At 74.5% G+C, this 24,864-nt stretch carries 21 protein-coding genes; 12 read left to right on the top strand and 9 right to left on the bottom strand.

What is annotated here, in order from left to right:
- Positions 1–66: 66 nt before the first annotated feature.
- On the bottom strand, positions 67–921 hold the full coding sequence (locus tag LWC35_RS00275) for an SDR family NAD(P)-dependent oxidoreductase (RefSeq protein WP_232867679.1): 855 nt from the start codon (positions 919–921) through the stop codon (positions 67–69).
- Positions 922–1,339: 418 nt separating this feature from the next.
- Between LWC35_RS00275 and LWC35_RS00270 the strand changes: the two genes are divergently transcribed.
- A complete protein-coding gene (locus LWC35_RS00270) occupies positions 1,340–1,627 on the top strand; it encodes a WhiB family transcriptional regulator (RefSeq protein WP_372462978.1) in 288 nt (95 codons plus the stop codon).
- 27 nt (positions 1,628–1,654) lie between these two features.
- On the opposite strand, the gene LWC35_RS00265 is transcribed toward LWC35_RS00270, so the two are convergent.
- On the bottom strand, positions 1,655–3,292 hold the full coding sequence (locus tag LWC35_RS00265) for a phosphoenolpyruvate--protein phosphotransferase (protein ID WP_232867677.1): 1,638 nt from the start codon (positions 3,290–3,292) through the stop codon (positions 1,655–1,657).
- Positions 3,293–3,411: 119 nt separating this feature from the next.
- On the opposite strand from LWC35_RS00265, the gene LWC35_RS00260 reads away from it, so the two are divergent.
- The 6 genes from LWC35_RS00260 to ppc all read left to right on the top strand — a co-directional run bounded on the left by LWC35_RS00260 (position 3,412) and on the right by ppc (position 10,398).
- Complete coding sequence (locus LWC35_RS00260; RefSeq protein WP_232867675.1) at positions 3,412–4,173, top strand: DeoR/GlpR family DNA-binding transcription regulator; 762 nt, start codon at positions 3,412–3,414, stop codon at positions 4,171–4,173.
- A gap of 34 nt (positions 4,174–4,207) precedes the next feature.
- On the top strand, positions 4,208–5,143 hold the full coding sequence (gene pfkB / locus LWC35_RS00255) for a 1-phosphofructokinase (protein WP_232867674.1): 936 nt from the start codon (positions 4,208–4,210) through the stop codon (positions 5,141–5,143).
- On the top strand, positions 5,140–5,598 hold the full coding sequence (locus tag LWC35_RS00250) for a PTS sugar transporter subunit IIA (RefSeq protein ID WP_232867672.1): 459 nt from the start codon (positions 5,140–5,142) through the stop codon (positions 5,596–5,598). The genes pfkB and LWC35_RS00250 overlap by 4 nt, the downstream gene beginning before the upstream one ends.
- Positions 5,595–7,076, top strand: a complete 1,482-nt coding sequence (locus LWC35_RS00245) for a PTS fructose transporter subunit IIC (protein ID WP_232867671.1) — start codon at positions 5,595–5,597, stop codon at positions 7,074–7,076. The genes LWC35_RS00250 and LWC35_RS00245 overlap by 4 nt, the downstream gene beginning before the upstream one ends.
- Positions 7,077–7,096: 20 nt before the next feature.
- Complete coding sequence (locus LWC35_RS00240) at positions 7,097–7,375, top strand: HPr family phosphocarrier protein (protein ID WP_232867669.1); 279 nt, start codon at positions 7,097–7,099, stop codon at positions 7,373–7,375.
- Between the two features lie 239 nt (positions 7,376–7,614).
- Positions 7,615–10,398, top strand: coding sequence for a phosphoenolpyruvate carboxylase (gene ppc / locus LWC35_RS00235; RefSeq protein ID WP_232867667.1), 2,784 nt, complete (start codon positions 7,615–7,617; stop codon positions 10,396–10,398).
- 43 nt (positions 10,399–10,441) lie between these two features.
- Here ppc and LWC35_RS00230 read toward each other — a convergent pair whose 3' ends face one another.
- From LWC35_RS00230 to LWC35_RS00215, 4 genes are all read right to left on the bottom strand, one after another.
- Positions 10,442–11,971 carry an adenylate/guanylate cyclase domain-containing protein gene (locus tag LWC35_RS00230; RefSeq protein ID WP_232867666.1) on the bottom strand — a complete coding sequence of 510 codons (1,530 nt, stop codon included), beginning with the start codon at positions 11,969–11,971 and terminating at the stop codon, positions 10,442–10,444.
- Positions 11,972–12,002: 31 nt separating this feature from the next.
- Positions 12,003–12,821 (bottom strand): MaoC/PaaZ C-terminal domain-containing protein, encoded by an 819-nt coding sequence (locus tag LWC35_RS00225; protein ID WP_232868042.1) that lies wholly within the window; start codon positions 12,819–12,821, stop codon positions 12,003–12,005.
- Entirely contained in the window at positions 12,821–14,185 is a 1,365-nt protein-coding gene (locus LWC35_RS00220; RefSeq protein WP_232867664.1) for a 3-oxoacyl-ACP reductase, read from the bottom strand. Before LWC35_RS00220 ends, LWC35_RS00225 begins: the two co-directional genes overlap by 1 nt.
- A gap of 74 nt (positions 14,186–14,259) precedes the next feature.
- The gene (locus tag LWC35_RS00215; protein WP_232867662.1) at positions 14,260–15,567 is read right to left on the bottom strand and encodes an acetyl-CoA C-acetyltransferase; all 1,308 of its coding nucleotides are present in this window, start codon (positions 15,565–15,567) and stop codon (positions 14,260–14,262) included.
- 109 nt (positions 15,568–15,676) lie between these two features.
- Between LWC35_RS00215 and LWC35_RS00210 the strand changes: the two genes are divergently transcribed.
- From LWC35_RS00210 to LWC35_RS00195, 4 genes are all read left to right on the top strand, one after another.
- Complete coding sequence (locus LWC35_RS00210; protein WP_232867660.1) at positions 15,677–16,384, top strand: TetR family transcriptional regulator; 708 nt, start codon at positions 15,677–15,679, stop codon at positions 16,382–16,384.
- Positions 16,381–18,330: an acyl-CoA dehydrogenase family protein gene (locus LWC35_RS00205; protein WP_232867658.1), complete on the top strand. Its 1,950-nt coding sequence runs from the start codon at positions 16,381–16,383 to the stop codon at positions 18,328–18,330. The genes LWC35_RS00210 and LWC35_RS00205 overlap by 4 nt, the downstream gene beginning before the upstream one ends.
- Positions 18,331–18,500: 170 nt before the next feature.
- Positions 18,501–19,475: a glycoside hydrolase family 18 protein gene (locus LWC35_RS00200; protein WP_232867655.1), complete on the top strand. Its 975-nt coding sequence runs from the start codon at positions 18,501–18,503 to the stop codon at positions 19,473–19,475.
- On the top strand, positions 19,472–20,395 hold the full coding sequence (locus LWC35_RS00195; RefSeq protein WP_232867654.1) for a hypothetical protein: 924 nt from the start codon (positions 19,472–19,474) through the stop codon (positions 20,393–20,395). Before LWC35_RS00200 ends, LWC35_RS00195 begins: the two co-directional genes overlap by 4 nt.
- Before the next feature lie 73 nt (positions 20,396–20,468).
- Here LWC35_RS00195 and LWC35_RS00190 read toward each other — a convergent pair whose 3' ends face one another.
- A complete protein-coding gene (locus LWC35_RS00190) occupies positions 20,469–20,822 on the bottom strand; it encodes a tetratricopeptide repeat protein (protein ID WP_232867653.1) in 354 nt (117 codons plus the stop codon).
- 174 nt (positions 20,823–20,996) lie between these two features.
- On the opposite strand from LWC35_RS00190, the gene LWC35_RS00185 reads away from it, so the two are divergent.
- Positions 20,997–21,632 carry an HAD-IA family hydrolase gene (locus LWC35_RS00185; RefSeq protein WP_232867651.1) on the top strand — a complete coding sequence of 212 codons (636 nt, stop codon included), beginning with the start codon at positions 20,997–20,999 and terminating at the stop codon, positions 21,630–21,632.
- Between the two features lie 6 nt (positions 21,633–21,638).
- On the opposite strand, the gene LWC35_RS00180 is transcribed toward LWC35_RS00185, so the two are convergent.
- Positions 21,639–23,177, bottom strand: a complete 1,539-nt coding sequence (locus LWC35_RS00180; RefSeq protein ID WP_232867650.1) for an acyl-CoA synthetase — start codon at positions 23,175–23,177, stop codon at positions 21,639–21,641.
- Between the two features lie 60 nt (positions 23,178–23,237).
- Positions 23,238–24,845, bottom strand: a complete 1,608-nt coding sequence (locus LWC35_RS00175) for an acyl-CoA synthetase (protein ID WP_232867648.1) — start codon at positions 24,843–24,845, stop codon at positions 23,238–23,240.
- Positions 24,846–24,864 lie beyond the last annotated feature (19 nt).

Here is a 24,864-nt window from a genome sequence, read left to right as displayed (position 1 = left end):
TCGCGTCCGCTGCGCTCACGGCTACCCGCGCAGCCGGCGCCGCAGCCGACGGCGATCACCTCGGCGCTACGGCGTTCGACGTCCGTCCGGACCGGAGCGGATGGTCGGGGGTTCGCCCGTCGTCCCGCGGTTCACTCCGGTCAGGCCGCGGGCGCGGGGGTCGCCGCCGTAGGCCGCGTGGATGCGCGGGCCGGCAGCGGTGAGCCCGCCGTCGACCGTGATCTCCTCGCCGGTCACGAACCGCGCCCCGTCGTCGCAGAGGAAGGCGATCACCTCGGCGACGTCCTCGGGCCGGCCCACCTCCGGCCACGGCTGCACCCCGTCGAGCGCGCGCGCCGGATCCCGGCCGACCAGCGGCGTCGCGATCACGCCGGGGCAGACCGCGTTGACCCGGATCCGGTCTTCCGCCAGCTCGGCGGCCGCGACCCGGGTCAGGTTCAGCACCGCCGCCTTGGCCGCGGAGTAGGCCTGCGGCCCGGCCCCGCCGCCGTAGGCCGCGATCGAGGCGACGTTGACGATCGCCCCGCCGCGCCCGGCCGCCCGCATCGCGCGTGCCCCGTGCTTGACGCCGAGGAACACGCCCCGGGCCAGCACCGCGAAGGTGTAGTCCCAGTCGGCGACGTCGATGTCGGTGAGCGCGCCGAACGCCCCGCCCACGCCGGCGTTGTTGACCACGGCGTCGAGCCGGCCGTACTCGGCGACGCACCGCGCGACCGCCGCCTCGACCTGCGCCTCCTCCGCCACGTCGACCCGCTCGAAGGCCGCGCCGAGCTCGGCGGCCGCGCGCGGGCCGGTCTCCGGGTTGAGGTCGGCGAGCAGCACCGACCAGCCCGCGGCACGCAGCCGGGCCACGGTGGCGCGCCCGATCCCGCTGCCCCCGCCGGTGACGAGGGCGACGGGAGGAGCGTCGTGATCGACCATGCCGGCGACGCTATCGCCCGTGCCGCGCTCCGACGACCTCCCGTGTTCGCCGGCCGGAGACCGCGCGACGACTTCTCCGGCCAGGACCGTCACATCTGGCCGCCCGACGGAGTCAGAGAGAGGTGGGCACGCGACACAACAGGGATCCGCGGCCGGAACCCCTAGGGGATCCGGTGAGCCGGATGGGGATTTTCTCCGGATCCGCGCACGGGCGACAGGCGGCAGGGTGGTCCCCGTGCTGCTGCGCCCCTCGTCACCGAGTGCGGTGGCCGGTGGACCGTCCGGGAGGCGTCGTTCGACGAGTGCGCGCCCGGTCCCACCGGCCGGGGGGAGGGCGAGGGGCGCAGTGGCAACTCCGGCCGGGGGGCCGGAGGTCCGGCGATCGTGGGGGTGCACGGAAGTGAGGACGATCGCGGGCGTGCTCGCGGGGCCGGCTGCCGAGGGGAGGGCAGCCGGGCCCGCGGATCTCCCCGCCGCCGAGCTGCCCTGCCACGGACCCGGCGCCGGGCTGTGGTTCGCCGACGACCCCGCCGACCTCGACCGCGCCAAGGCCGCGTGCCGGGGCTGCCCCATGCGGGCCGGATGCCTGGCCGGGGCGCTGCGCCGGCGCGAGCCGTGGGGCGTGTGGGGCGGCGAGATCTTCCAGGAGGGCGTGGTCGTGCCCGTGAAGCGCCGTCCCGGCCGCCCGCGCAAGCACCCGCGCTGATCCCGCTCGTGCGCGAGGACCGCCCGATCAGGGACGGACGGCCTGGCGCGCGGCCGTCGGGTCGGACGCGGCGCAGGCGGCGGCCGCCCTCGCCCGGCACTCCTCCAGGGTGAGCCCGGCGAGCGCGGCGCCGACGGCGGCGAGCGCGCCGGAGCCCATCGAGAGCGTCGCGACGCCCAGGCCCACCAGCACCGGCGCGAGCGCGGGATCGGCGGCGGCCTCGCCGCACACCCCGACCGGCACCCCGGTCTCCGCGGAGGCCTCGCCGAGCATCCGGACCAGCCGGAGCAGCGCGGGCTGCCACGGGTCGTTGAGTGCGGCGACCGGGCCGGACTGGCGGTCCGCGGCGAACAGGTACTGGGCCAGGTCGTTGGTGCCCACGGACACGAAGTCCACCTCGGCCATGATCTCCCGCGCGACCAGTACGGCCGCCGGGATCTCGATCATCACGCCCGCGCTGGTGATCCCGTGCGCCCGGCAGCGCTGCACGAAGAACCGCGCCTCCTCGGCCGTGGCGACCATGGGCGCCATCACCTTCAGCTCCGCGCCGGTCTCCTTCGCCGCCGCGGCCAGCCCGGCGAGCTGACGCTCCAGGACGTCGGCCCCGATCCCGGGCACCCGCGCGATCCGCAGGCCGCGCACGCCCAGCGCCGGGTTGGGCTCGCCGTCGAGGGTCAGGAAGGGCAACGGCTTGTCGGCGCCGGCGTCGAGTGTCCGGGCCGTGACCGGCTTGCCGGCGAAGGCGCCCAGCACGCCGTCGTAGACCTCGCGCTGGCGCCTCTCCGAGGGCTCCTCGGCCGCGGACAGGAAGGCGAGCTCGGTCCGGAACAGGCCCACGCCCTGCGCCCGGCGCTCGGCCGCGGCCACGGCGCCCTCGGCGTCGCCGACGTTGGCCAGCAGCGGGACGAGGTGCCCGTCGGCGGTCCGGCCGGTGCCGTCCCACTCCACCGCCTCGACCGCGTCGACGATCACGGCCGCCTCCGCGGCCGAGCCGACCTCGTCGACGGATCCGGTGGTGCCGTCGACCACGACGTACCCGCCGTCGGCGAGCCCGCGCGCCCCGGCACACCCGACGACGGCGGGGATGCCGAGCGAGCGGGCGAGGATCGCGGTGTGGCTGGTCGGCCCGCCCTGCTCGGTCACCAGCGCCAGCGCGATGCCCGGGCGCAGGCCGGCGGTGTCGGCGGGCGCGAGGTCGGCGGCGACGAGGACGGCGGGCTCGGCCAGGTCGGCCACGCCCGGCGCGGGCAGGCCCTGGAGCTCGGCGACGATCCGGTCCCGGACGTCGCGGACGTCGGTCGCCCGCTCGCCCATGTAGCCGCCCAGGCCGGCGAGCATGTCGGCGAAGGTGTTCGCGGCCTCCCAGACCGCGCGCGGCGCCGGCCGGCCGCCCTCGCGCACCAGGTTCTCGGCGTTCTCCAGCAGCGCGGGGTCGCCGACCATCGTGATCGTCGCCTCGAGGACGTCCTTCGCGTCGCCCGCGGCCGCGTCGGCGCGCGCCTGCAGGCGGGCCGAGACGAGCGCCACGGCGGGTCCGATCCTGCCCGCTTCGATGTCCGGATCGGTGGGAACCGGCCCGACCGGGGGCTCGCCGGGGGCGTCGGCGACGCGCACGACGCGCCCTCCCGCACGCCCGGGACTGGCAGGGATGCCGTTCAGCTGCATTGCGAACTCCCTCGATCCGTTCGGATGACTTCGGCGTGACCCGTTGACGAACACCAGTAAAACCCACATACTCGGAAACAAGCAAGCAGATTCGGGCACCGACTCGGGAGCGAACGAAGATGTACGCAGCGGAGCGTCAGCAGTGGTTGCTCACCCGTACCCGCGACGCGGGGCGGGTCGACGTCGGTGCCGTGGCCGAGGAGCTGCTGGTCACGCCGGAGACGATCCGCCGTGACCTCGGCACCCTCGAGCGTCAGGGGCTCGTCCGCCGGGTGCACGGCGGCGCCATCCCCGCCGACCGCCTCGACTTCGAGCCCGCCATCGGCCAGCGCGACGCCGTGGCCGGCCCGGAGAAGGAGCGCATCGCCAAGGCCGCGCTCGCCGAGCTCGAGGGCTGCCTGACCGTCCTGCTCGACGCGGGCACCACCACCGCCCGGATCGCCTCGGTCCTGCCGACCGACCGCGAGCTGACCGTCGTCACCAACTCGCTGCCGATCGCCTCGATGCTCGCCGCGCGGCCCAACGTCGTGCTGCGACTGCTCGGCGGTCGCGTCCGCGGCACCACCATGGCGGCCGTCGACGACTGGATGACCGACACCCTGGCCACCCTCACCGTCGACGTCGCGTTCGTGGGCACCAACGGCTTCTCCGCGGAGCGCGGGCTGACCACGCCCGACCCGGCCGAGGCCGCCGCCAAGCGCGCCATGATCGCCGCCGCCCGTCGTGCCGTCGTGGTGGCCGACGCCGCGAAGTACGGCACCGACCAGTTCGTCCGCTTCGCGCGGCTCGACCAGGTCGACGCCGTGGTCACCGACACCGGGCTCGACGACGCCGCCACCGCCGCCATCGAGGCCGCGGGTCCGCGGGTCGTCCGGGCCTGACCCACCCGCCCCGACTTCACGAGGAGGTGAAGCCATGATCGTCACCATCACCCCCAACCCCAGCCTGGACCGGACCGTCGAGCTGGCCCGGCTGGTCCGTGGCGAGGTGCACCGCGCCCTGTCCGGGCGGCTGGACCCGGGCGGCAAGGGCGTGAACGTCGCCCGCGCCCTCACCCTCGCCGGCGTCGACGCCCTCGCGGTGCTGCCCTCGGGCCGCGCCCCGGGCGGGCGGCTCAACGGCCTGCTCGACGCCCTGGGCGTCCCCGCCGTCACCGTGCCGATCCACGGCGCCACCCGCTCCAACATCACGCTCGTGGAGCCGGACGGCACCACGACGAAGATCAACGAGAGCGGCCCGGTGCTGACGGCCGAGGAGGTCGAGGAGGTCACCGAGCAGGCCGTGGCCCGCGCCCGTGGTGCCGACTGGCTGGTGACCTGCGGGTCGCTGCCCGAGGGCATGCCGGTGGACTTCCATGCGACCCTCGTCCGGCGGGCGGGTACCCGTACCGCCGTGGACACCAGCGGGGCCCCGCTCGCCGCCGCCGTCGCGGCGCGGCCGGACCTGGTCAAACCCAACCACGAGGAGCTGGCCGAGCTGGTCGGCAGGCCCCTCGTCAGCCTCGGCGACGTCCTCGCCGCGGCCCGTGAGCTCCGCGCCGCCGGTGTCGGCGCGGTCCTGGTCAGCCTGGGCGCGGGCGGCGCCGTGCTGGTCGAGGAGTCCGGCGAGTACCACGCCGCCACCCCGCCCGTGACCGTGCGCAGCACGGTCGGCGCCGGCGACGCCACCCTGGCCGGGTTCCTGGCCGCCGGGGGCGCCGGGCCGGACGCCCTCGCCCGCGCCGTGGCCTACGGGGCCGCGGCATGCCGCCTGCCGGGCAGCGAGATGCCCGGACCCCACGAGCTCCCGCTCGCCGACGTCCGCGTCGGGATCCCGCACGCCGATCTCGTCCTCACCGGAGATGCCGCATGACCGAGCAGTCCGCCCTGATCACCGCCGATCTCGTCGACCTCGACCTCCCGTCCGCGAACCGCCGTGCCGCGGTCGGGGCGCTGGCCGAGCGGCTGCAGAAGGCGGGCCGGGTCACCGACCTGACGCAGTTCCTCGCCGACATCGAGGCCCGCGAGCAGCAGATGCCGACCGGGCTGGAGGGCGGGATCGGCATCCCGCACTGCCGGTCCGCCGCCGTCACCGTGCCGAGCCTCGCCTTCGGGCGCAGCACCGCGGGCGTCGACTTCGGCGCCGAGGACGGGCCGGCCCGGCTCGTCTTCATGATCGCCGCTCCGGAGGGCGGCGACACCGACCACATGACCGTGCTGGCCGCGCTGGCCCGCCGGCTGGTCCGCAAGGCGTTCAAGGACGAGCTCCTCGGCGCGACCGACCCCGGTCACGTGGCCGAGTACATCCGGAAGGAGGTCGGGGCGTGAAGCTGCTGGCCGTCACCGCGTGCCCGACGGGCATCGCGCACACCTACATGGCCGCCGAGGCCCTCGAGGTCGCGGCGGAGGAGGCCGGGCACGAGATCGTCGTCGAGACGCAGGGCTCGGCCGGCTCCACCCCGTTCACCCCGGAGCAGCTCGCCGAGGCCGACGCGATCATCCTCGCGGCCGACGTCGAGGTCCGGGACAAGGACCGCTTCGTCCACCTGCCCACGGTGACCGCCGGGGTGAAGAAGGCGATCGGCGGCGCTCCCGGCCTGATCGAGCAGGCCGTCGCCGCCGCCGAGGCGGCCCCGAAGGGCGGCGCCGCCGGCTCGGCCGCCGCAGCCGCCGAGACACAGCTCGCCGTCAAGCAGAGCGGTCCGGGCGTCGGGTCGAAGGTCCGCGGCTGGCTGATGACCGGCGTCTCGTACGTCATCCCGTTCGTGGCCGCGGGCGGCCTGCTGATCGCCCTGGGCTTCGCCCTCGGCGGCTACCAGATCTCCGACGCGCCCTCGGTCACCCAGAGCTTCTCCTGGACCTCGCACACCAGCTGGGCGGCGCTGCTGTTCCAGCTCGGTTCGCTGGCCTTCGGGCTGCTCGTCCCGGTGCTGTCCGGCTTCATCGCCTACGCGATCGCCGACCGGCCCGCGCTCGTGCCCGGCTTCGTCGGCGGCCTGGTCGCCGTCGAGGTCCACGCCGGGTTCATCGGCGGTCTCGCCTCCGGTCTGCTCGCCGGTGGCCTCGTCTTCTGGATGAAGAAGTGGAAGGCCCCCAGGGCGATCGCCGGGATCATGCCGGTGCTGGTGCTGCCCCTGGTCGGCACGGCGATCATCGGCGGGATCATGTTCGTGGTGATCGGGCAGCCGCTCGCCGCCGTCACGACCGGCCTCACGACCTGGCTCAACGGCCTGTCGGGCAGCAACGCGATCCTGCTCGGCGCCCTGCTCGGCCTGATGATGGCCTTCGACATGGGTGGTCCGGTGAACAAGGCCGCCTACGCCTTCGCCGTCGCCGGGCTGTCCACCAACTCCCAGACCGCGCTGCTGATCATGGCCTCGGTGATGGCCGCGGGGATGACCCCGCCGCTGGCCATGGCGCTGGCCACCACCGTCCGCAAGAAGCTGTTCACCGAGGCCGAGCGGGAGAACGGCCGGGCCGCCTGGTTGCTCGGGGCCTCCTTCATCACCGAGGGTGCGATCCCGTTCGCCGCCGCCGACCCGCTGCGCGTCATCCCGTCGCTCATGGCCGGGTCCGCCGTGACCGGTGCCCTGTCGATGGCGTTCGGCTCCACGCTGCGGGCCCCGCACGGCGGCATCTTCGTGGTCCCGCTGATCGGCAACCCGTTCGGCTACCTGGTGGCGATCGTCGCCGGGACGCTCGTCTCCGCCGCGATCGTGATCGTCCTCAAGTCGGTGGGCCAGAAGAAGAAGGCCGCCGCCACCACCGAGTCCCCGTCGGCGCCCCGCGCCGCCGCCCACGCCTGATCGTCGAAGGAGAGATCGTCATGGCCGAGCGCCGCGTCAAGGTCGGATCGTCCGTCGGGCTGCACGCCCGTCCCGCCAACCTGTTCTGCAAGGCCGCCGGGCAGCAGCCCGCGAAGGTCACCATCGCCGCGGGCGACCGCGGCCCGGTCGACGCCCGCAGCATCCTCTCGGTGCTGGGGCTCGGCGTGGCCTCCGGTGAGGAGGTCGTCCTGACCAGCTCCGACGACGCCGAGGGCGAGTCCTCGCTCGACGCGCTGTCCGAGCTGCTCGCCACCGACCTGGACGCCGTCCCCAGCTGATCTGCGGCCCCGCCGCCCGTGCGCGGTGGGTGGGGCTCCGGCCCCCCCCACCGCGCCCCGCCCGGTCCCCGCCCCCCCCCCCCCCCCCCCCCACCGCCGTGTCCGGCGAGATGTCAACGGCGGGTTACGGCCTCTCCCAGCGATGGCCCTGCTCGCGCGCAAGCGCGACGATGGCGGGCAGCCCCGCCGTTCCCGCTGCCGCGAGCGGCCCGACACCTCGTGAACGGAGCCCCTCCACGGTGACCGCGAGCGCCCACCGCACCGAACTCCTCGCCCCGGACTCCCTGGCCGCCCACTCCGGCGTCGTCTCCGAGACCGAGCACAGCGCCCTGCGCGCCGACATCCGCAGGCTCTCGACGATGCTCGGCCGGACCGTCGCGCTGCAGGCCGGCGACGAGGTGCTGGAGCTGGTGGAGGAGGTCCGCAAGCTCGCCCGGGAGGCGGGCGGGGAGGGCGGCGACCCGGACGCCGTCACCCGCCGGCTCTCCGGCCTCGACACCGGCACCGCCGTCGTCCTGGCCCGGGCCTTCTCGCAGTACTTCCAGCTGGCCAACGTGGCCGAGCAGCTGCACCGCTCCCGCGAGCTGCGCAGCCTGCGCCCCACCGACCGCCGCCCGCTGCACACGGTGCTGGAGCGGCTGGCCGCCGAGGCGGACCGCGGCGCGGTGCAGGAGGTCCTGGCCCGGGCGCAGCTGCGGCCGGTGTTCACGGCGCACCCGACCGAGTCCTCGAGGCAGTCCGTGCTGGCCGTCCTGCGGCGGGTGGCCGAGGGCCTCGACCACGGCGCGTCGGACGACGAGCTGGGCGCCCTCGTCGACCTGCTCTGGCAGACCGACGAGATCCGGCCGGGCAAGCCGACCGTGACCGACGAGGCCCGCGGGGTCGCCTGGTTCATGGAGCAGCTCGGCACCGGCACCGTCCCGGACCTGGTCGGGGAGTTCGAGGCCGAGGTGCGCGCACACGGCTTCGAGGTCCCGCCGGACTCGCGGCCGTTGAGCCTGGGCTGTTGGGTCGGGGGCGACCGGGACGGCAACCCGAACGTCACGCCCGAGGTGACCCGCGAGGTCCTGGAGCTCTACTCGGACCGCGCGCTCAAGATCCACGGCGCGCTCGTGGAGCAGCTGATCCAGGAGCTGTCGATCTCCACCCGGGTGATGGGCGTGTCCGAGGAGCTGCGCGGCACACTGGCCCGCGACCGGCGCGCGCTCCCCGAGGTCCACGACCGGTTCATCCGGCTCAACGCCCACGAGCCCTACCGGCTGCACCTGAGCTACGTCCAGGCCCGGCTGGAGAACACCCGCGCCCGGATCGCGAACCGGGGCGCCCACGTCGCCGGGCGGGACTACCTGGGCGTCGCGGACTACGTCGCCGACCTGGGTGTGCTGGACCGCTCGCTGCGGGGGCACCTCGGCGGCCGGATCGCCGACGGCACCCTCGCCCGCGCGCTGCGCGCGGCCCGCGCGCTCGGGCTGCACCTGGCCGAGCTGGACATCCGCGAGCACAGCCAGAAGCACCACGACGCGCTCGGCGCGATCTACGACGAGCTGGGCGAGCTCGACAAGCCCTACGCCGAGCTGACCCGCGAGGAGCGCCGCGCGCTGCTGTCGCAGGAGCTGCAGGGGCACCGCCCGCTGGTCCGCCGGCACTACGGCGTGCCCGAGGCGGCGGCGCAGGTGATCGCCACCTTCGACATGCTGCACACGGTCCAGCACGAGTTCGGGCCGGAGGTCGCCCGGACCTACATCGTGTCGATGGCCCGCGACGTCGACGACCTGCTCGCCGTCGCCGTCCTCGCCCGCGAGTCGTACATGGTGGAGCTGCGGACGAACCCGCGCTCCTCGGTGGACCTGGTCCCGCTGTTCGAGACCGTCGAGGAGCTGTCCCAGGCGGGCCCCCTGCTCGAGGGCCTGCTGTCCGACCCGGGCTACCGGCAGCAGGTGCGCAACCGCGGCGACCTGCAGGAGATCATGCTGGGCTACTCGGACTCCAACAAGGGCGCCGGCATCACCAGCTCGCAGTGGGAGATCCACCGGGCCCAGCGGCAGCTCCGCGACGTCGCCGCGAAGCACGGCGTGCGGCTGCGGCTCTTCCACGGCCGCGGCGGGTCGGTGGGCCGCGGCGGCGGGCCGGCGGGCGAGGCCATCGCGTCGACGCCCTACGGCTCGGTCGACGCCACGATGAAGCTCACCGAGCAGGGCGAGGTCATCTCCGACAAGTACTCGCTGCCCACGCTGGCCCACGACAACCTGGAGATCCTGCTCGCCTCGATGCTCGACGCGAGCGTGCTGCACAAGGCCTCCCGCTGGCCGGACGAGACCCTGGCCCGCTGGGACGAGGTCATGACCTGCGTGTCCGAGGCCGGCAAGAAGGCCTACCGCGAGCTGGTCGGCGACCCGGCGCTGCCGGAGTTCTTCACCGCGGCCACCCCGGTCGACGAGCTGGGCCGGCTCAACGTGGGCTCCCGGCCGTCGAAGCGCCCGGGCAAGGGCACCCCCTCGCTCGACGACCTGCGGGCGATCCCCTGGGTCTTCGGCTGGACGCAGACCCGGATGGTCGTCCCCGGCTGGTACGGCCTGGGCAGCGGGCTGAAGGCGGCGCGCGACGCGGGGTACGGGAAGGTCCTCGACGAGATGCGCGAGTGGGCCTTCTTCGCGAACCTGCTCGGCAACGTCGAGATGACCCTGGCCAAGACGGACCTGCGGATCGCCTCCTACTACGTCTCGACGCTCGTCGAACCCGGCCAGCAGGGGCTGTTCGAGCTGATCCGGGCCGAGCACGGGCGCACGCTGCGCGAGGTGCTGGCGCTGACCGGCGGTCCGGTGCTGCTCCACCGGCACCCGGTCCTGCGCAACACCCTCGCGGTGCGCAACGGCTACCTCGAGCCGCTGCACCACCTGCAGGTCGAGCTGCTGGACCAGCGCCGGCGGCGGGGCGAGGAGGACGGCGCGAAGGACACCGACCTCGAGCGTGCCCTGCTGCTCACCATCAACGGCATCGCGGCCGGGATGAAGAACACCGGCTGACGCGCTCACGGGTCGCCTCCGGCCCGGCGACGACCCGTGAGGATCAGTCGGCCCGGACGGCCGGTTCGGAGCTGCGCGGGACGGCGATGTCCGTGGGCACCCCGCGCCCGCGCAGCACCACGGGCTCCCCGAGCTCCCAGCGGCGCGCCTCCTCCGGGTCCGCCAGTGCCACGGCCGCGCCGGAGGCCGCGATCCCGCCGCGGGACTTGGCCAGGTCGGTGAGCCGGGCGGCCTCGTTCACCGGGTCGCCGATCACGGTGTACTCGTAGCGCCGCGGGTCGCCGACGTTGCCGGCCACGGCGTCGCCCGCGGAGACGCCGATCCCCGCCGCGAGCTCCGGCATCTCCTCCGCCAGCCGCTCGGCCAACGCCCGGGCGGCCGCCAGGGCGCACCCGGCCGGGTCGTCGAGGGAGGCCGGCGCGCCGAACACGGCGAGCGCGGCGTCGCCCTCGAACTTGTTGATCCAGCCGCCGTGCTCCTCCACGACGCCGACGACGACCGCGAAGAACGCGTTGAGCACCTCGACGACCTCGGAGGGCGGGCGCTCGGTGGCCATCGTGGTGGACCCCACGAGGTCGACGAACAGCACGGCGACGCACCGGACCTCGCCGCCGAGCTCGACGTCGTCGGACGCAGCGGCGGCGCGCGCGACCTCCTCCCCGACGTGCCGGCCGAACAGGTCCCGGATCCGCTCCCGCTCGCGGAGTCCCTCGACCATCGTGTTGAACCCGGCCTGCAACCGGCCGAGCTCGGTGTGGTCGTAGACGGGGACGGAGACGTCGAGCTCGCCCTTCTCCACCCGCTGCATCGCGCGGCGCACCGCGATCACCGGGTCCGCGGTCGAGCGGGCGGAGCCGATCGTGGTGAGCAGGCCGGCGAAGAGGGCCGCGGCGCCGATCCCGAGGATCATCACGGCCAGCCGGTCCACGCTGACGTCCCGGAACATCAACGCGGCGGCACCGGCGAGCAGCAGGCCGAACACCGGCACCGCCGTGCCCAGCGCCCAGAACAGCACGGGGCGCAGCAGCACCCCCGGCAGTGCCCGGCTGCGCGGCGGCACACCGGCCAGGACGACCGACGCGGGCCCGCGCAGGATCCGCTCGCCGAGCAGGTAGGACAGCGAGCAGGTGGCGATCCCGCCGATCGTGATCGTCGCTGCGACCGAGAAGGCGAGCCGGGCGGAGAACTGCAGGTTGAGCAGCCCGAACAGCACCACCGCACCGGCCCACAGGAAGGCGAGCACCACCACGAGGCGCAGCGGCCCGTAGAGCACCAGGCGCCGGGCGCGCCGGGCCGGGTCGACCCGCGCGCTGCGGCCGCGGAGCCGGAACAGCGCCCGGCCGACCGCCAGCCCCAGCGGCGTGACGGCGACCAGGTACCCCGCGAACACGGCGATGTTGACCAGCCGGACCTGCCCGGGGTCGGCCACCCGCCCGTCCGGGACCACCCATGCCGCCAGCACGAACACCACGGCCGCCCCGCCGAAGTTCGCGAGGACCACCGCGACGCTGAGCAGCAGCCGGAGCGGCAGCCCCAGCACGAAGCCGCCGGGCCGCAGCTGACGGTCCGTCATGGGCGGAGTCTAGGCCGAACGGGGGAGCGGCTCAGACACGGCGGACCGTCCCGCTCAGGTGCACCGCGCCCTTCCGACCGCGGACGGCGAGGTCCCAGCCCTCCTTCGCCTGCTCGGTCACCAGCTCCGCCGTGGACGGCAGGAGCAGCGGCTTGCGGAAGCCGACCTCGTAGGTCGCGGCCTCGGGCACCCGGCCCTGCAGCGCGGCGAGGGCCCGGGCGGCCGACCACATCCCGTGGGCGATCGCCCGCGGGAAGCCGAAGGCCCTGGCCGTCACCGGGTTCAGGTGGATCGGGTTGACGTCGCCGCTGACCGCGGCGTACCGCCGTCCGGTGTCCGCCGGCACCTGCCAGACCGCCGCGGCGGGCCCGTCGACCTCCGGCAGGTCAGGCAGCTCGCCCGCGAGTCCGGTGGGCGCCTGTGCCCCGCGGGCCAGGTAGGTGCTGCGCCCGTCCCACACCCGGACGCCGTCGACCGACACCTCGGCCACGAGGTCCACCTGCGCCCCGCGCGGGTGCGCGGCGAACCGCTCCGCCCGCACCCGGACCTCGAGCCGCTCGTCGGGCGCGATCGCCCGGTGCACCCTGATCCGGTTCGCGACGTGCACGAGACCGGGCAGCGGCAGCGGGAAGGACCGGCCCGCCATCAGCTCGACCTGCAGCGGGAAGGCCAGGACGTGCGGGTACGTGAGCGGCAGCGCGTCGCCGAGCGGGAACCCGCACACCCGCGCGTAGTCGGCGAGGTGGCCGACCTCCGGCGTGACCGACCGCTCGAGGACCGTGTCCGGCAAGGACCGCGCACGGCCGGGCAGGACCGCGGCGACGGCCGCCTTCGCGTAGAGACCGATCATCACGCCCCCAGCATCGACTGGCCGCACACCCGCACGACCTGCCCGTTCACGCCTCCGGACTCGGCCTGGCCGAGCCACCCGATCGTCTCGGCCACGTCGACCGGGAGCCCACCCTGGCGCAGCGAGTTGACCCGGCGGCCGGCCTCTCGGGTGCCGAGCGGCATCGTCGCGGTCATCTCGGTCTCGATGAAGCCGGGCGCGACCGCGTTGATCGTCACCCCCTTCTCGGCGACGACGGGAGCGAGCGCCCGGACCATGCCGATGATCCCGGCCTTGGACGCGACGTAGTTCGCCTGTCCGCGGTTCCCGCCGATGCCGCTCTGCGAGGACACGCAGACGATCCGCGAGCCGTCCTGCAGCAGCGTGCCCTCGGCGAGCAGCGCCTCGGTGATCCGCAGCTGGGCCCGCAGGTTGACGTCGAGCACGGCCTTCCATCGGTCCGGGTCCATGTTGGCGAGCAGCTTGTCCCGGGTGATGCCGGCGTTGTGCACCAACAGGTCGAGGCGGCCGTGGCGCTGGGTCAGGTGCGCGATCAACCGCTCCGGGGCGTCGGCCGCGGTGATGTCGAGCTGCAGGGCGGTGCCGCCGGTCCGGTTGGCGACCTTCGCCAGGTTCTCCCCGGCCGCCGGGATGTCGACCACCACGAGCGTGGCGCCGTCCCGCGCCAGGGTGTCGGCGATCGCCGCGCCGATCCCCCGCGCCGCGCCCGTGACCACCGCGACCCGCCCCGCCAGCGGCTTCTCCGGCAGCGTCGGGCTGTCCATCGCACCGGGGTCCCGGGGCGACCCGACGGGCACCCCGACCCGGACGACCTGCCCGTCGACGTAGGCCGAGCGGGCGGACAGGAAGAACCGGACCGCGCTGTCGACGGCCGCGGGCGGTGCCTCGGCCGCGACGACCAGCAGGTTCGCGGTCGCCCCCGCCCGCAGCTCCTTGGCGATGGTGCGGACCAGACCGTCGAGCGCCTGGGCGGTGGCGGCGGCCTCGACCCGCGCACCGGCCGAGGCCTCGGCCGGGTCCGGGCCGAGCAGCAGCAGCCGCCCCGACGGGGCCAGCTTCCGCACGGCCGGGGTGAGGATCGCACGGGCCGCGGCGAGGTCGTCGAGCGTGGTGGCGGCCGTCAGGTCGACGACGACCGCGGCGAGCTTCTGCTCCCCCACCGCATCGAGCACCTGCTGGCCGGACTCCTCGACCAGCGCCGCGATCGGCTTCGCGAAGCGGCCGGCCCCGACCGAGGTGACGAGCGCCGGCCCGGGCAGGAGCGGCTGGCCGGGTTCGTAGCGGCGCAGCAGCGGCACCCGCGGCACGCCGAGGCGCCCGGCGAGGGCGGTGTTGGAGAGGTCCCGGAAGCGGTCGGTGCTCATGTCTCCTCCGCGGGAACGAGTGCGTCGTCGGTGCTCATGTCTCCTCCGTGGGAGAGAGTGCGTCGGTCGTCATGTCAGGCCGCCTCGAGGATCGCGACGACGCCCTGGCCGCCGGCGGCGCAGATCGAGATCAGCCCGCGGGCCTTCCGCCCGCCCTCCCCGGTGCCCTTCTCGTGCAGCAGCTTCGCCAGGGTGGCGACGATCCGGCCGCCGGTCGCGGCGAACGGGTGTCCGGCCGCGAGCGACGAGCCCGTGACGTTGAGCCGCGACCGGTCGATCGGGCCGAGCGGGGCGTCGAGCCCGAGCCGGTCCTTGGCGAACTCGACGTCCTCCCAGGCCTTGAGGGTGGCCAGCACCGTGGAGGCGAAGGCCTCGTGGATCTCGTAGAAGTCGAAGTCCTGCAGGGTGAGGCCGTTGCGTTCGAGCAGCCGTGGCACGGCGTAGACCGGCGCGGTGAGCAGCCCGTCCCGCCCGTGCACATAGTCGACGGCGGCGGTCTCGGCGTCGACGAAGTGGGCCAGCACCGGCAGCTTGTGCGCGGCGGCCCACTCGTCCGAGCCGAGCAGGGCCAGCGCGGCGCCGTCGGTCAGCGGGGTCGAGTTGCCCGCGGTCATCGTGGCGTCGTCGCCGAACTGCGTCCCGAACACGGGCTTGAGCTTCGCCAGCTTCTCGACCGACGAGTCCGGGCGCAGGTTGTCGTCGCGGGTCAGGCCCAGGTACGGGGTGACCAGATCGTCGAGGAACCCCCGCTCGTAGGCGGCGGCGAGGTTGCGGTGGCTGGCCGCGGCCAGCTCGTCCTGCGCCTCGCGGGAGACGCCCCACTCCTTCGCCGTGATCGCCGCGTGCTCCCCCATGGACAGGCCGGTACGCGGCTCGGAGTTGCGCGGGATGTCCGGGACGATCTGCCCCGGCCGCAGCTTGGCCAGCAGCTTCACCCGCTGCTGCACCGTCCGCGCGCCGTTGATCGCGACGAGCACCCTGCGCAGGTCCTCGTTGACGGCGATCGGGGCGTCGCTCGCGGTGTCGACCCCGCCCGCGACACCGCTCTCGATCTGCCCCAGCGCGATCTTGTTCGCCACGAGGATCGCGGCCTCGAGGCCGGTGCCGCAGGCCTGCTGCACGTCGTAGGCCGGGGTGGACGGGGCCAGCCGCGAGCCGAGCACCGCTTCGCGGGTGAGGTTGAAGTCGCGGGAGTGCTTGAGCACGGCACCGGCGACCACCTCGCCCAACCGCTCGCCCGCCAGCCCGTGGCGGGCCACCAGCCCGTCGAGCGTGGTGGTGAGCATGTCCAGGTTCGAGGCGCGGGCATAGCGACCGTTGGCGCGCGCGAACGGGATCCGGTTGCCCCCGATGACGGCGGCGCGCCGCGGTGTGGACGGCATGGCGTTCCCTCCTGTGCGGATGAGCCCTCCTGTGCGGATGGGCCCTGCAGTGCTCGCGGGCATTACCCACGAGTAGCCAGAACCCACAGTACCGGGTACCGTCGGTTTCATGAAGTCGGAGGCGGAGCTCGCGCAGCCGCCCGTCGACGTGGCCCGGGACCGGCGCGACTCCCGGTGGGACGCCCACCGCGAACAGCGCCGTGCCGAGCTCGTCGGTACCACCGTCGCGGCGATCCGGCAGCACGGGGCCGGTGTCGGGATGGACGAGATCGCGGCCGCCGCGGGCACCTCGAAGACCGCCGTCTACCGGCACTTCCGGGACCGGGCGGGGCTGTACACGGCGGTCTGCCACGCGGTCGCGCGCGTGCTGACCGGGCAGATCCGGCGGGCGACCGACCGGGCGCTGGCCGAGGGCGCCGGCCCGCACGCCACCGTCGCCGCGGGCATCGACGCGTACCTCCGGCTGATCGAGTCCGACCGCGAGGTGTACCGGTTCGTGGTACAGCGCCCGCTCCTCGGCGCCGTGGTCGCCGGCGCCGACCCCGTCACCGACCTGGTGACCGTGATCGGCGACCAGGTCGCCGAGGCCATGGAGGCACACCTGCCCGGCGCGTCGGCCGCGCGCACGTGGGGCCACGCCCTCGTCGGGATGGTCCGCGGGGCCGCCGACGACTGGCTCGCCCGCCCCACCGGCATCACCCGCGACGAGCTCACCGCCCGTCTCACCGATCTCGCCTGGACCGGACTCGCCGGCCTGGCGACCTCACCTCGCGCCGCCCGCGACGCGAGCACCGGCACCGCAGGAGGCACCGCATGACCCCGTCCGTGGACGCGCTCCGCTCCACCCTCGACGGCCGCTGGGCCGACGTCCGGAGCTCGGTCCGGGAGCAGATGTCCCGGTTCCGGCCGGTCGACCCCGACCTGTCGCGCGAGGAGTACCGGGCGAAGGTCCTCGAGCTCGTCCACGAGCTCGCCGCCACCGGTCAGCCGCACACGGGCTTCTCGCCCGACTACGGCGGCAAGGGCGACGTCGGCGGCGTCGTCACCGCGTTCCAGGCGCTCGGCTACGGCGACCTGTCCCTGCTGGTCAAGGCCGGGGTGCAGTGGGGCCTGTTCGGCGGCGCCGTGCAGGTCCTCGGCACCCGGCGGCACCACGAGCGCCACCTGCGGCAGATCATGGACGGCGAGCTGCTGGGCTGCTTCGCCATGACCGAGACCGGCCACGGGTCCGACGTCCAGCACCTGCGCACCACGGCCACCTACGACCCGGTCGCCGAGGAGTTCGTGATCGACACCCCGGAACCGGGGGCGCGCAAGGACTACATCGGCAACGCGGCACGCGACGGCCGGATGGCGGTCGTGTTCGCCCAGCTCGTCACGCGCGGGGAGACCCACGGCGTGCACGCCTTCCTGGTCCCGATCCGCGACGACGCCGGCGCCGCGATGCCCGGCGTCGAGATCGGCGACTGCGGGCACAAGGCCGGGCTCAACGGCGTCGACAACGGGCGGCTCACCTTCCACTCCGTGCGCGTGCCGCGCGAGGCCCTGCTCAACCGGTTCGCCGACGTCTCGGCCGACGGCACCTACACCAGCTCGATCGAGAACGAGGGCCGCCGCTTCTTCACCATGCTCGGCACGCTGGTGCGCGGCCGGATCAGCGTGGCGGGCGGTGCCGGCAGTGCGTCGCAGAAGGCCCTGGCCCTGGCGGTCCGCTACGGCGAGCGCCGCCGCCAGTTCGCCGACCCGGGCACCGGGCAGGAGACCGCGATCCTCGACTACCGCGCCCACCAGCGGAAGCTGCTGCCTGCCCTGGCCACCACCTACGCGCTGCAGTTCGCCCAGGACGACCTGGTCGCCGAGATGCACCGGCTGCAGGCGCCCGGGACCGATCAGCAGGGGGCCCAGCCGGACGAGAAGGCGCAACGCGACCTGGAGAGCCGGGCCGCGGGCATCAAGGCGATCGGCACCTGGCACGCCACGCACACCATCCAGACCTGCCGCGAGGCGTGCGGCGGCGCCGGGTACCTCTCGGAGAACCTGCTCCCGCAGCTCAAGGCGGACACGGACGTCTTCACCACCTTCGAGGGCGACAACACCGTCCTGCTCCAGCTGCTCGCCAAGAACCTGCTCGCGGACTACGGCAAGGGTGTGCAGAAGCTCTCGCCGCTCGGGCTGGCCCGATTCGTCGGCAGCCAGGCCCTCGACGCCGCTGCGGAGCGGACCGGCGTCAACAAGCTGCCGCGGCGGCTCCCCGGCCGCGGTTTCCGCCCGCGGGACCGCGCCGAGCAGCGCCGGCTGCTCGCGGACCGGGCCGAGCACCTGCTCGCGGGTGTCGCGCGGCGGCTGCGGCCGGCGCTGAAGAAGGGCGCGGACCAGTTCGGCATCTTCAACGCCGCGCAGGACCACCTGCTCGACGCCGCCCGTGCCCACGTCGACGTCCTGGTGTTCGACGCGTTCGTCGCCGGGATCGAACGGACCGCGGACCCGGCGGTGAAGGCGCTGCTGGAGACGGTGTGCGACCTGCACGCGCTCGCGACGGTCGAGCGGGACCGCGCCTGGTACCTCGAGCACGGGCGGCTGACCGCGGCCGAGACCCGCTCCGTGGTCGCCGCGGTCAACGCGCTGTGCGCCGAGCTGCGGCCGCACGCGCGGCTGCTGGTGGACGGCTTCGGCATCCCCGAGGGCTGGATCGCCTGCCCGCTGCTGGAGGACCCGGCCGCGGAGAGCGGCGCCACGGCGTCGGTGCCGGAGATGGTGGGCTGAGCCGGGGTTGCCTCCGAGGGCTGAGCGTCACACGTCGCTCGATGCCGTAACGGTCCTCATCACTCTTTCGATGGACGAGTAGCACGGCGGTTGCGCCCGTGCGGCTCCCCGAAGCCGCGTGGAGTAGCCGTCGCCCGCTCCCTGTTGGTCCATCCGGTGGAGGACGCCCCATGCGGCGATCTCGCGTGCGCCGGCGGTCGGTCGCGCTGTTCGCGCTGCCGCTCGCCCTAGGCGCCGCGCTGCTCGCGTGCAGCGCCCCCACGGCTGACCCGGCTCCGCCGCCGCCGAAGGTGGCGCCCGAGGTGCTGCCGTACGTCGACGTCTCGCTGCGTCCCTCGCCGCTGCCCGACATGGTCGCGCAGACCGGGGTCCGCTCGGCGGTCCTCGCCTTCGTGCTGTCGGCGGACGGGAGCTGCACCCCGTCCTGGGGCGGCGAGACGCCGATCACCGACCCCGTCGTGGTCGAGGCGGCCCGCTCGCTCGAGCAGGTCACGGTGGCCACCGGCGGGGCGACCGGCACCTACCTCGAGAACACCTGCACGGACGCCGGCGCACTGGCCGGGGCCTACCGCGCCGCCCTGGCGTCGGTCGGCGCCACGCGGCTCGACGTCGACGTGGAGACCGGGATCGACGCGGAGAAGGTCGCGGGCGCGCTCGGCCTGCTCCAGGGCATCGACGTCACGCTGACCCTGCCGGTGCACGACGCCGCCCAGGGCCTCACGCCTGCCGCGCTCGACCTGGCCCGCACGGTGGCGGCCCACGGCGTCGACGCCCGGGTCAACGCGATGGTCATGAACTTCCCCGACGAGGGCGACTGGTCGGGAGCGATGCTCCGGGCCACGGACACGATCGTCGGACAGCTGGGCCGCGACCCGTCGCGAACCGGCGTGACCCTCATGCTCGGCCGGAACGACACGGGTCCGGTCACCACCCTCGCCGACGCCGCGCGCGTCGTCGGGGTCGCCCGAGACCGCGGCATCGGCGCCGTCGGCCTGTGGTCCGTGGGACGCGACAACGGCGACTGCCCCGGCACCGCCACCGCGTCCTACGCGTGCAGCGGGATCCCCCAGACCCGCTTCGCCTTCATCCGGACAACCCGCGACGTGAGCGCGGGCCTCGCTCCCCCGGAGGACGTCACCCCATGATCGACGACGAGACGCGCGCCCTGCGCTCCGTCCCGGCTCCCCGCCGACCGCTCGACGACCTGGACGACGCGCCGCTGGGTTCCCCGGCCCCGCCGCTGGGCACGCCCGGGTGGCCGGCCGGTTCCGACCGGTCCGGGCGGGCCGACGGGCCGGCCCGGGAGGACGACGCCACCCGCGTCGGGCAGGCCCCGACATGGGAGGCCGACGCGACCCGCGTCGGCGGGTGGGACGCCGCCGCGACCCGGGTCGGGGCGGCGCAGGCGTGGGATGCGACCGCCGTCGCCGGGCCCGTCGACCCCGCCGCCACCGCGCACGCCGGCGCGCCTGCGGTCGAGGCGACCACGGCGATCTCGGCCCGGCGGCAGGCGGAGCTGGCGGCCGAGTCCCCGGTCGACGCCACCACGGCCATCGCCTCGGTGCGCCCGGTGTTCGTCGACGAGCGCGGGCGCCGCACCCGCGGCATCAAGTTCGGCGTGTACAGCGTGGTCGCGGTGTGCGTCGTGTTCCTCGCGGTCGTCGGGATCAGCCTGGCCGCCGGCAACCGGGGACCGCTGATGGAGATCCCGCTGCTCGGCGGCGCCAGCCCCGCCGAGGCGAGTGACACGGTCGACACGAACGAGATCGCCCCGCCGCCGGAGCAGATCGCCGAGGCCGCACCCCGGACCACCACCAAGGCTCCTGTCACCACGACCACCCGGGCCCCCGCCCGGGTCGTGGTCCCCGTCGCCCCGGTGGAGCCGGTCGCGACCCCCAACCCGGCTCCCACCACCACGGTCGCCCCGGCACCCACCACGGTTCCGCCGACCACCCGCACCCGCCCGACCCGCACTCAGCCGGCCCCGACCACCCGGACCACGGCGCCCACCACCGGGCAGGACACCGGCAACGCACAGGTTCCGGACCAGCTTCGCGTTCCCTGAACCTGCCCGAGGACACGAACGGCGCTCCCCTCACCTCGGTGAGCGGGAGCGCCGTTCGTCGACCACCGGACGATCAGCCCGCCAGGCGCGCGGCACAGGCGTCGCGGTCCTCGGCGTAGGCCGGGTCCTGCGCGGCGGCCAGCCGCAGGTGCGGCAGGGCGTCGGCGTGCCGGCTCTGCCGCTGCAGCGTGCGCCCGAGCAGGTACCGGGCGTACGGGTCGCTCGGCGCGAGCGCGACGGCCCGGGTCAGCGTCTCCTCGGCCCGGCGCAGCTGCGCGGACCGGTAGTACGCCCGCCCGAGGAGCAGGGCCCCGGCCGCGGTGTCGCGCAGCTCGTCGACCAACGGGGCCAGCAGCTCGAGGGCCTCCAGCGGCCGTCCGGCCTCCAGGCTCCCCTCGGCCAGGCGGTAGATCAGTGCGTTCTCCATCGCAGCCTCCCTTCGCCGGGCAGAACCACATACCCCCTCCCCCTATTCCGCCGGGCTTCTCCCGTGATCAGGAGCTCAGGGCTCGCTGCGCGGCCCGATCCAGCCCTCAGCTCCTTCTCGACGCCACCGACCGGACCCCACCGCCCGGGCGTCCACCCCGGATACCGTGCGGGCATGGACCTGGACGATCTGCGGGCGGTGCTGTTCGACATGGACGGCACGCTCGTCGACTCCGACGGCGCGGTGGAGCGGGCGTGGCGGACCTGGTCGGCCGAGTACGGCGCGGATCCGGAGGCCGTGCTCGCCGTGGCGCACGGCCGCCCGTCGGCGCCCACGGTGCGCGAGGCCCGGCCCGACCTGGACGAGGCGGGCGTCGCCGCGGCGGCCGCCCGCCAGCTCGAGCTGCAGTACACCGACCTCGACGACGTCCGCGAGATCCCCGGCGCGCGTCGCCTGCTCGGCCTGCTCGACGTCCTCGGGCTGCCCTGGGCCGTCGTCACCAGCGCCGACCGCCGGCTGACCGACGTCCGGCTGCGCGCGGCCGGCATCACCCCACCCACGGTGCTCGTGACCAGCGAGGACATCTCCGCCGGCAAGCCCGACCCGGAGGGCTACCTCCGCGCCGCGAAGGCGCTCGGCGTGGATCCCGCGGCGTGCCTGGTCGTCGAGGACACCGAGCCCGGGCTGGCGGCGGGACGGGCCGCCGGCGCCCGCACCGCCGCGTTGCGCGGCCTGCGCGGCGACCTCTCCCTCACCGGCCTGGACGACCTCGCCGACCTCCTCAGCGAGTGGGCGCCACCCCTGCCGTGAACCCGGTCAGCGGTAGCGCTCCACGATCCGCCGCTTGACGAGCTTGCCCGTGGGCGTGCGGGGCAGGGCGTCGGTGAAGTCCACCGTGCGCGGGCACTTGTAGTGCGCGATCCGGCCCCGGACGAACTCCAGGATCTCCTTCTCGAGCTCCGGGCCCGGAACCGCGCCCTCGGCGGTCTCGACGACGGCCTTGACCTGCTCGCCCATCTCCTCGTCCGGGATCCCGATCACCCCGACGTCCCGCACCGCTGGGTGCAGGGCCAGCGCGTCCTCGATCTCCTGCGGGTAGATGTTCACCCCGCCCGAAATGATCATGAAGGCCTTGCGGTCGGTGAGGTAGAGCCAGCCGTCCTCGTCGACGTACCCGAGGTCGCCGGTCGTGGCCCAGTCCGGGTGCTCCGGGTGCCGCGAGTCCGCGGTCTTGTCCTGGTCGTTGTGGTAGACGAACAGCGGCCGGTCGGTCTCGAAGTAGACGGTGCCGACCTCGCCCGGCCCGACCTCCTTCCCGTCCTCCCCGCAGACGTGCAGGATCCCGACGGTCGCGCGGCCGACCGAGCCGGGGTGCCGCAGCCACTCCTCGGACGTGATCCGGGTCTGCCCGGGGGACTCGGTGGAGCTGTAGTACTCCTGGAGCACCGGGCCCCACCACTCGATCATCCTGCGCTTGACCTCGACCGGGCACGGCGCCGCCGCGTGCACCGCGACCTTCAGCGAGGACAGGTCGTAGCGGGCGCGGACCTCGTCGTCGAGCTTCAGCATCCGGACGAACATCGTGGGCACCCACTGGCTGTGCGTGACCCGGTACTTCTCGATGTCCGCGAGCGCCTGCTCCGGCCGGAACCGCTCCGCGACCACCAGCGTGCCGCCGACCGCGTGGGTCATCGCGCCGAACCGCAGCGGCGCGGAGTGGTACTGCGGCGCGGGCGAGTAGTAGACGGTGTCCCGGTCGAAGCCGTAGACGGGGGCGAAGATCTCCAGCATCGCGTCGCCGGGCTCGTGCACCCGGCGCTCCGGCAGCTCCCGGGTGATCCCCTTCGGACGGCCGGTGGTGCCGGAGGAGTAGAGCATGTCCATGCCGACCGGCTCGTCGTCGAGCGGATCGGCGGACACCGCGGCCAGCGCCGCCTCGTAGTCCTCGTGGCCGGGGACCGCGCCGCCGACGGCGAGCCGCCGGCGCACCCTGGGCGTGTCCGCGACCACGCCCTCGGCGATCCCCGGCAGGTTCGCCGAGACCACGAGCACCCGGGCGTCGCAGTCGTCCACGATGTACGCGACCTCGGCCGGCGTGAGGTGGCTGTTCACGGCGGTGACGATCAGGCCCGACCGGACCGCCGCCCAGTACGCCTCGAAGACCTCCGGCCGGTTCTCCAGGACGACGGCGACGTGGTCACCCCGGGTCAGACCGGTCTCGGCGAAGACCCGGGCGAGCCGGATCGAGCGCTCGTCCAGCTCGCCGTAGGTCTGCACCCGGCCGTCCAGCGGACCGCCGGTCATGATCGTGGCCGGATGGTCCGGCCGCTCCTTCGCCCACGTCCCCGGGTACACGTCACACCACCGTCGCCGCGCTGCGCATGCCCCGTTTGTAGCGGGCTGAACGATCGTTCGCTAGACCTCGTTTGCCAGGTCGGCGTGCTGTACCCTCAGGTCCTTCTTGAGGATCTTGCCGCTGGGGTTCTTCGGCAGGGCCTCGGCGAACACCACGTACTTGGGCCGCTTGTACCCGGCGAGGACCTCCCGGGCGTGCGCGTCGACCTGCTCGCGCGTGAGCTCCACCCCCTGCTTCGGCACGACGACCGCGGTCACCGCCTCGATCCAGTGCGGGTGGCTGATGCCGAACACCGCCACCTCGGCCACGCCCTCGAGCAGGTACAGGGCCTCCTCGACCTCGCGGGAGGCGACGTTCTCCCCGCCGGTCTTGATCATGTCCTTCTTCCGGTCGACGACGGCGAGGTAGCCGTCGGCGTCGACCACGCCCAGGTCCCCGGAGTGGAACCAGCCGTTCCGGAACGCCGCGGCGGTCTTCTCCTCGTCGTTGTAGTAACCCGACGCGGCGTGCGGGGACCGGTGCACGATCTCGCCGACCACGCCCGGCGGGACCTCGTTGTCCTCGTCGTCGACCACGCGGGTCTCGACGTTGAGCGATGCGCGGCCGGCCGAGCCGGCGTGCGGCAGCTGCTCGTGCGGGCGCAGGATCGTGGCCAGCGGCGACATCTCGGTCTGGCCGTAGAAGTTCCAGAACTGCACGTCGGGCAGCCGCCGGGACAGCTCCTTGAGCACCTCCACCGGCATCGCCGAGGCGCCGTAGTAGCCCTTGCGCAGGCTGGACAGGTCGCGGGTGTCGAAGTCCGGGTGGCGCAGCAGCGAGATCCACACCGTGGGCGGGCAGAACAGCTTGGTGACCTTCTCGCGCTCGATCGTCTCGAGCAGCCGAGCCGGCTCCGGGTTCGGCAGGATGATCGAGGTGGCGCCCAGGTAGACGTCGACGGAGAAGAAGCAGTCCAGCTGCGCGCAGTGGTACATCGGCAGGGTGTGGACCTCGACGTCGTCGACGCTCATCCCGCCGTCGATCGCGCAGGACACGTACTGACTGATCAGCGACTTCGACGACAGCATCACGCCCTTGGGCCGCGACTCGGTGCCCGAGGTGTACATCAGCCGCAGCGGGTCGTCGTCGGCCACCAGGACCTCGGGCGGGGCGTCCGGGCCCGAGTCGATCCAGGTGTCGACGTCCTCCCAGTCACCGGTCGGAGCCGCACCCGAGAGCGAGATCCACCCGCGCACCCCGCCGGTGAGCCCGGCCGAGGCGAGCGCCTTCTCCGCGGTCGGGGCCAGCGCGTCCTCGGTGACCATGCCCGAGGCACCGGAGTGGCCGAGGATGAACGCGATCTCCTCGGCGTTCAGCATGAAGTTCACCGGCACCAGCACCACCCCGAGCCGGGCGGTGGCGAAGGCGAGCACGGCGAACTGCCAGGAGTTGTGCGACAGCAGCGCCAGCCGGTCGCCCTTGGTCAGGCCCTTGGCGGCCAGGTTGTTCGCGCAGCGGTTCACGGCGGTGTCGAACTCGGCGAAGCTCGCCCGGCGCCCGCCCGCGACCACCGCGAGCTTGTCCGGGTAGCGCAACGCGGTGCGGCGCAACAGGTCGCCGAGCGAGTGCTGGCGGGCGCGGGCGATCGCCTCGGTGGTCTGCGGGGTGAACTGCACGACGTCGGACACGCCACGCATCCTGCACGAG

Origin of the sequence: Pseudonocardia kujensis (genome assembly GCF_021283305.1) — a bacterium.
GTDB classification, from domain to species: domain Bacteria; phylum Actinomycetota; class Actinomycetes; order Mycobacteriales; family Pseudonocardiaceae; genus Pseudonocardia; species Pseudonocardia kujensis.
The sequence above is the reverse complement of the archived record's forward strand: the minus strand, read 5'-3'. Positions and strand labels throughout refer to the sequence as shown.